Genomic DNA, 7,266 nt, shown 5'->3' with positions numbered 1-7,266 from the left:
CCGCCGCGCAGCCCGCCAAGGTGCGCGGCCCCGCCGCGGCGGCCGACCCGCAAGACAGCTTGGGATGGACATCATGAGCATTCAGGTAAGGCATCTGCACAAACAGTTCGGCGACTTCGTCGCGCTGGACGACGTCACGCTCGATTTCGCGGAAGGGGAACTGACCGCGCTGCTGGGACCGTCCGGCTGCGGCAAGACCACGCTGCTGCGCGTGATCGCCGGGCTCGAGCGCGCCGACCGCGGGCAGGTGCTGCTGGAAGGCCAGGATGCGACCGGGCAGCCGGTGCGCCAGCGCCAGGTCGGCTTCGTGTTCCAGCACTACGCGCTGTTCCGCCATATGACGGTGTTCGAGAACGTCGCCTTCGGCCTGCGCGTCAAGCCGCGCGGCGAGCGGCCGGGCGAGGCGCAGATCCACGAGCGGGTGCGCGCGCTGCTGGAGCTGGTGCAGCTGGACTGGCTGGCCGATCGCTATCCGCCGCAGCTGTCGGGCGGCCAGCGCCAGCGCATCGCGCTGGCCCGCGCGCTGGCGGTCGAGCCGCGCGTGCTGCTGCTGGACGAGCCGTTCGGCGCGCTCGATGCCAAGGTCCGCAAGGAACTGCGGCGCTGGCTGCGGCGGCTGCACGACGAGCTGCATGTGACCAGCGTCTTCGTCACGCACGACCAGGAGGAGGCGCTGGAAGTCGCCGACCGCGTGGTGCTGATGCAGCGCGGCCGTGTCGAGCAGGTGGGCTCGCCGCAGGCGGTCTACGAGCATCCGGCCACGCCGTTCGTGTTCGGCTTCCTTGGCCATGTCAATCGCATTCACGGGCGGCTGGAGCGCGGCGCCGAGGGCGGGGCGCTGCGTACCGGGGCGGCGCTGCTGCCGTTGTCGGGCAGCGTCGGCGGCGATGGCGCGGGCTCGATCGAACAGGCCGGGCAGGCCGAAGGCGCCGAGGCCATCGGCTACGTCCGCCCGCACGACGTCGAGCTCGAGCGCTATGCGCCCGGTGCCGAGGGCATCGTCGCGACGCTGCGGCGTGCGCTGGCGCTCGGGCCGGTGGCGCAACTGGAGCTCGAGCGCGAGGACAACCGCGAGCTGATCGAGGTGGTGCTGCCGCTCGAACGCTTCCAGCGCGACGGCTATCGCGAGGGCGAGCTGCTGGCGGCGCGGCCGCGGCGCATGCGCGTGTTCGCCGATGAGCAGGCAGGAGCGTCCCGATGAACTTCCAGCAACTGCGATCGATCCGCGAGGCGGTGCGCCGCCAGTTCAATCTGACCGAGGTCGCCAACGCGCTGTACACCTCGCAGCCCGGCGTGTCGCGCCAGATCCGCGAGCTGGAGGAGGAGCTCGGCGTCGAGATCTTCGAGCGCTACGGCAAGCGGCTGACCGGCCTGACCGCGCCGGGCCGCGAGATCGTCCGCATCGTCGAGCGCCTGCTGCTCGAGGCGGAGAACCTGCGCCAGGCCGGCGACGAATTCGCCGGCCGCCATACGGGCCGGCTGACGGTCGCCACCACGCATACGCAGGCGCGCTATGCGCTGCCGAAGGTCGTCACCGAATTCCGGCGTGCCTACCCGCACGTCACGCTGGCGCTGCAGGAGGCCTCGCCGAACCACATCGTCGAGCTGCTGCTGTCGGGACAGGCCGATATCGGCATCGCTACCGAGGCGCTGGCCAGCGAGCCGTCGCTGACCGCGTTCGACGCCTACAGCTGGCGCCACGTGCTGGTGGTCGCGCCGGACCATCCGCTGACGCGGCTGCCCGAGCCGACGCTGGAGGATCTGGCCGGCTTTCCAATCATCACCTACGACGCGGGCTTCACCGGCCGGCGCAAGATCGACAGCGCGTTCGCGCAGGCCGGCCTGCAGCCGGAGATCGTGCTGACCGCGCTCGACGCCGACGTGATCAAGACCTATGCCGAGCTCGACCTCGGCGTCGGCATCATCGCGTCGATGGCCTACGACGCGCGCAAGGACAGCGGCCTGGTGCGGATCTCGGCCGACCATCTGTTCGCGCCGAACACCACCAGCGTGGCGGTGCGGCGCGGCGCCTATCTGCGCGGTTACGCGCATGCCTTCATCCAGCTGTTCGCACCGCAGCTGTCGGAGCAGGCGGTCAGCAACGCGCTGGCCGAAGGCGGCAGTCTGGGGGCGCTGACGGCCGAGGCCGCGTAGGCGTTCGCCGCCGCGGTTGCCAGGGCGGTTCCAACGCGCGGCTGCCCTCTCCCGCGGCCCCTCTCCCGCCAGCGGGAGAGGGGAGAACACCCACAGGGACTGCCACGCCGCAAGCATCGCGGCGCTGCCGCATGCCGGCATGGTCCTGCGCCGGGCGTTCGCCGCGGTTGCACTCTGCTGCGTCTCGTCATACATGGATCCCGCCGCGTTCGGTTCGAGCCCGGCAGCGGCCCCTTCGCGCCGCCGGCCGCCCGTTCGTCGCATCCGGGTTTCATTCGCGCCGCCACCCGGGTTACATTACGCGCACGGACACGGGATGCGGTCCGATGCAGCGGCCGCGCGCCATGCTGCACCGCATCGCCGGTCATCCCGTGCCGCGTGCGATCCGCCTGACAGTTGGCGAATGCCGCGGTGGGGGCCGCACTGCCGCATGGAACGTCGGCAGGCGGCGGCTAGAATGAGGCAACAGTCCCTCCCCACACCCGCGTCGCCGAGGTGGCGGTGGAAGGACGGAGGCGACATGAGATCGACGCACCGCTGTTTCACCCACGCCATTCCCTCCCGCCTGACGCTGCTGGGGCGCGACCTGGTGTTCGTGCTCGTGATGAACGGCGTGATCGCGGTCAGCCTGACCTGGGGCTTCCAGACCGGCGGCACCTTCCTTAAGAACTTCGTCTATAGCCAGCTGATCGGCCTGTCGATCTGGGCGCTGATCGATATTCCGCGCGTGGTGATCTGGCGCAACGAGCGCCCGGCCGGCTGGCCCTTCATCCTGCTGGCGATCGCCGCGGTGCCGCTCGGCGTGCTGTTCGGCAGCTGGGCGACGCGGATGGTGATGGACCTGCCGCCCAAGTCGATGGAAGAGGCCAACGACATGCTGCGGATGTGCCTGGTGGTCGGGATGCTGGCGGCCACCAGCATGATCTACTTCTACTGGTCGCGCGAACGGCTGGCCTTCCTGCAGCGCCAGGCCGCGCTCGACGCGCTGCAGCGCGAGGAGGCCGAGAAGCAGCTGGTGCGCGCGCAGCTGATGGCGCTGCAGGCGCAGATCGAACCGCACTTCCTGTTCAACTCGCTGGCCCACCTGGACGGCCTGATTGCCACCGATCCGCGCGCCGCGCGCAAGCTGTTGCAAGGGCTGATCGGCTTCCTGCGGCGCTCGCTGGCCCATACCCGCGCGGAGCAATGCACGCTGCAGCAGGAATTTGCGCTGCTGCGCAGCTATCTCGATATCCAGGGGCTGCGCTTCGGCCAGCGGCTGTCCTATCGGTTCGACCTGCCGGACGACCTGGCCGAGGTCGAGATTCCGCCGATGCTGATCCAGCCGCTGGTCGAGAACGCCGTCACGCACGGCATCGAACCGTGCATGGCGGGCGGGCGCATCACCGTGTCGGCGCGCGCCCAGGGCGAAAATGCCGTGCAGGTGTCGATCGCCGATACCGGCGTCGGCTTCGCGCAGGCCCCGGTCAAGGGCTCGGGCCTGGGACTGACCCATGTGCGCGAACGCCTGGCGCGCATCTTCGGCGCGGCGGCCACGATGCAGATCGAGGAGAACGTGCCCAGCGGCGTGGTGGTGCGGCTGACCGTGCCCGTGACGCGCAAGCCGGCCGCCCGGGGTGCACCGGGCGTCCCCGCGCCTGCCACCAGTTGCGGGGCAGCGCAGGGCGGTGCCGCGCCGGCGGTACCGGTGCCGCCGATTCCGGCCGGCTCGGCCGCGTCGGTCGTGCCGCGATCCTGAACCGAATTCGCGGGCTGCGGACCGTGTTGCCGCCGCCCGACCCGCTAGCGCTGACGGTCGCCGATTTCTTTCGCGTACCGTCGATGATCCACGATCGACTGCCACCGATGCCACGATGACGCCGACCCTGCTGATTGCCGACGACGAACCGCTGCTCGCCCGCGTGCTGCACGCCGAACTGTCCAGCCTGTGGCCCGAGGCGCAAATCGTCGCGACGGTGCATGACGGGGTATCGGCGCTCGAGGCGGTGCGCCAGCACGCGCCGCGCGTCGCCTTTCTCGATATCCGGATGCCCGGCATCACCGGCATGGAGGTCGCGCGCGACCTGCTGGGCAAGCCCGGCGCGCCGCTGGTGGTCTTCGTCACCGCCTACGACCAGTTCGCGCTGGAAGCCTTCGAAAGCGCCGCGGTCGACTACGTGCTCAAGCCGATCCAGCGCGAGCGGCTGGAGGCGACCGTCAACCGGCTGAAGACGCGGCTGGCGATGCCGCCGCAGACGATGGACGGCAACGCCTCGGCGGGCGCGCTCGAAGGCGAACGGCTGGAGCAGTTGCTGAACCGGCTGGAGGCGCTGGACCGCGACACCATCGCGCGCACCGGCGGTCCCTATCTGCGCTTCATCAAGGCGCTGGTCGGCCAGGAAGTGCGGATCATCCCGGTCGACGAGGTGATCTACCTCGAGGCGACCGACAAGTACGTCAACGTGGTATCGAACAGCGGCGAGGCGCTGATCCGCACCAGCCTGCGCGAGCTGACCCAGCAGCTCGATCCGGACCGCTTCTGGCAGATCCATCGCGGCACGGTGGTCAACATCGATTGCGTCTCCGCCGCGGTCAATCAGTCGCTGGGGCGCCTCGCGCTGAAGCTGCGCAACCGTCCCGAGACGCTGCCGGTGGCGCGCCAGTACGCCTATCTGTTCAAGCAGATGTAAGGCGCCGGGCCGCGCGCCCTGCGCCTTTTCCCTAAGCGGTTTTCCACTATGATGCTCCGGTTGCGCCGCACCAACGCGCGCATTCGGGCGTCGCGCCCGCCTTCGCTTTTTCCCCTTCGTTTCCCCTGTCTATCGAGGAGTGAATTGCCATGGATTTCGCCACCACCGACCTTTGCGACGATCACGAGGCACGCCTGGCCGACGGCTCGCTGCGCGTGCTGACGCCGGGCTGGCAGGCCTTCGGCAGGCGCGCGCGCTTTGCCGGTCCCGCCATGACGCTGAAGGTGTTCGAGGACAACTCGCTGGTGCGCGAGGCGCTCGAGTCGCCGGGGCAGGGCAGGGTACTGGTGGTCGACGCGGGCGGTTCGGCGCGCTGCGCGCTGGTCGGCGGCAATCTGGGCCAGCTTGGCCAGAAGAACGGCTGGGCCGGCATCGTGCTGAACGGCTATGTACGCGACACCGTCGAGCTGAACGATTGCGAGATCGGCATCCGCGCGCTCGGTGTGCATCCGCGCAAGAGCGAGAAGCGCAACAGCGGCCAGCGCGACGTCGCGCTGCAGATGCCGGGGGCGGTCGTGCGTCCGGGCAACTGGATCTACGCCGACGAGGACGGTGTGCTGGTGTCCGACGTAGAGTTGGGCAAGGCGGGCAAGGCGGCCTGAACCGGCCGACAGCACTTGCACACAATTTCACGATGCGGAAAGACGTTTTGGTCCGCAAAAATACATGCGTGCGTGGCACAACCGTCGTTTCTCATGATGGGAAAGAACGTGCCGCATCGTGAAATGTTTTAGGTAACCTACTGAAATGTAAGGAGAAAAAATCTGCGGTGAGGACCGCATCCAGTCTTGTTGCGTCGCGGGACGCTTCTCTACACTCTTATATAAGACATATGACTTGCGGCGCCGCCGGAACGCTGAAACCGGCATCCGTCGCCCAGGTCGGCAGACCGGCTCCCCGTCCGGTCGCGTCGCAAAGATTCGCCGAACCCCATCAACAGGAGAGTGACATGTCCCGCGAAATCGAAGCACAAAAGCTCAAGCAAGACTGGGAAACCAACCCGCGCTGGAAGGGTATCCGCCGCAACTTCACGGCCGAGGACGTGGTGCGGCTGCGCGGCTCGGTGCAGATCGAGCACACGCTGGCCCGCCGCGGTGCCGAGAAGCTGTGGCACCTGCTCAATACCGAGCCGTTCGTCAACACGCTGGGCGCGCTGACCGGCAACCAGGCGATGCAGCAGGTCAAGGCCGGCCTGAAGGCGATCTATCTGTCGGGCTGGCAGGTCGCCGGCGACGCCAACCTGGCCGGCGAGATGTATCCGGACCAGTCGCTGTATCCGGCCAATTCGGTGCCGCAGGTGGTCAAGCGCATCAACAACACCTTCCAGCGCGCCGACCAGATCCAGTGGAGCGAGGGCAAGGGTGATGTCGATTTCTTCGCGCCGATCGTGGCGGACGCGGAGGCCGGCTTCGGCGGCGTGCTGAACGCGTTCGAGCTGATGAAGGCGATGATCGAAGCGGGCGCCGCCGGCGTGCACTTCGAAGACCAGCTGGCCTCGGTCAAGAAGTGCGGCCACATGGGCGGCAAGGTGCTGGTGCCGACCCGAGAGGCCGTCGCCAAGCTGACCGCGGCGCGCCTGGCCGCCGACGTGATGGGCGTGCCCACGCTGGTGATCGCCCGTACCGATGCGGAAGCGGCCGACCTGCTGACCTCGGACATCGACGATCGCGACAAGCCGTTCTGCACCGGCGAGCGCACCGTCGAAGGCTTCTACCGCACCCGGCCCGGCATCGAGCAGTCGATCGCGCGCGCGCTGGCCTATGCGGAAGTGGCCGACCTGGTCTGGTGCGAAACGGGCAAGCCGGATCTGGAGTTCGCCAAGAAGTTCGCCGAGGCGGTGCACGCCAAGTTCCCGGGCAAGCTGCTGGCCTACAACTGCTCGCCGTCGTTCAACTGGAAGAAGAACCTGGACGACGCCACCATCGCCAAGTTCCAGAAGGAACTGGGCGCGATGGGTTACAAGTTCCAGTTCATCACGCTGGCCGGCTTCCACTCGCTGAACTACTCGATGTTCAACCTGGCCTACGGTTATGCGCGCAACCAGATGAGCGCGTTCGTCGAGCTGCAGGAAGCCGAGTTCAAGGCGGCCGAGAAGGGCTTCACCGCGGTCAAGCACCAGCGCGAAGTCGGCACCGGCTACTTCGACGCGGTCACGCAGACCATCGAAGGCGGCCAGTCGTCGACCACCGCGCTGAAGGGCTCGACCGAGGACGAGCAGTTCTTCGACAAGAAGGTGGCTTGAGGTCGTAAGACTCCCGCGTGCTGATTCCCCTCTCCCGCTTGCGGGAGAGGGGTTAGGGGAGAGGGCAGCCGGCGGTGCGCATGCCTGTGTGGTTTGCAACCACCCCCCCCCCCCCACCCCCCCCCCCCTGGGGGGGGGGGG

At 68.4% G+C, this 7,266-nt stretch carries 6 protein-coding genes; all 6 read left to right on the top strand.

Features of this window, described 5'->3' with window-relative positions:
• The first annotated feature begins 73 nt into the window (after positions 1-73).
• On the top strand, positions 74-1,201 hold the full coding sequence (locus tag B551_RS11055; protein WP_043438870.1) for a sulfate/molybdate ABC transporter ATP-binding protein: 1,128 nt from the start codon (positions 74-76) through the stop codon (positions 1,199-1,201).
• Positions 1,198-2,154, top strand: coding sequence for a CysB family HTH-type transcriptional regulator (locus B551_RS11050; protein ID WP_006580216.1), 957 nt, complete (start codon positions 1,198-1,200; stop codon positions 2,152-2,154). The genes B551_RS11055 and B551_RS11050 overlap by 4 nt, the downstream gene beginning before the upstream one ends.
• A gap of 520 nt (positions 2,155-2,674) precedes the next feature.
• A complete protein-coding gene (locus B551_RS11045) occupies positions 2,675-3,892 on the top strand; it encodes a sensor histidine kinase (protein ID WP_043438868.1) in 1,218 nt (405 codons plus the stop codon).
• Between the two features lie 115 nt (positions 3,893-4,007).
• On the top strand, positions 4,008-4,823 hold the full coding sequence (locus B551_RS11040; protein ID WP_006576214.1) for a LytTR family DNA-binding domain-containing protein: 816 nt from the start codon (positions 4,008-4,010) through the stop codon (positions 4,821-4,823).
• 149 nt (positions 4,824-4,972) lie between these two features.
• Complete coding sequence (gene rraA, locus B551_RS11035) at positions 4,973-5,485, top strand: ribonuclease E activity regulator RraA (protein WP_006576215.1); 513 nt, start codon at positions 4,973-4,975, stop codon at positions 5,483-5,485.
• Between the two features lie 347 nt (positions 5,486-5,832).
• Positions 5,833-7,125 carry an isocitrate lyase gene (gene aceA, locus B551_RS11030; RefSeq protein ID WP_006576216.1) on the top strand — a complete coding sequence of 431 codons (1,293 nt, stop codon included), beginning with the start codon at positions 5,833-5,835 and terminating at the stop codon, positions 7,123-7,125.
• Positions 7,126-7,266 lie beyond the last annotated feature (141 nt).

Source organism: Cupriavidus sp. HPC(L) (genome assembly GCF_000307735.3).
Taxonomy (GTDB): Bacteria; Pseudomonadota; Gammaproteobacteria; order Burkholderiales; family Burkholderiaceae; genus Cupriavidus.
Note: the sequence above shows the minus strand (reverse complement) of the source record. Positions and strands in the feature narration are given on the sequence as shown.

Excerpts from the sequence above, each read along its gene's own strand:
- B551_RS11055 (WP_043438870.1), top strand. The coding sequence starts at position 74 with ATGAGCATTCAGGTAAGGCATCTGCACAAACAGTTCGGCGACTTCGTC.
- B551_RS11050 (WP_006580216.1), top strand. The coding sequence starts at position 1,198 with ATGAACTTCCAGCAACTGCGATCGATCCGCGAGGCGGTGCGCCGCCAG.
- B551_RS11045 (WP_043438868.1), top strand. The coding sequence starts at position 2,675 with ATGAGATCGACGCACCGCTGTTTCACCCACGCCATTCCCTCCCGCCTG.
- B551_RS11040 (WP_006576214.1), top strand. The coding sequence starts at position 4,008 with ATGACGCCGACCCTGCTGATTGCCGACGACGAACCGCTGCTCGCCCGC.
- rraA (WP_006576215.1), top strand. The coding sequence starts at position 4,973 with ATGGATTTCGCCACCACCGACCTTTGCGACGATCACGAGGCACGCCTG.
- aceA (WP_006576216.1), top strand. The coding sequence starts at position 5,833 with ATGTCCCGCGAAATCGAAGCACAAAAGCTCAAGCAAGACTGGGAAACC.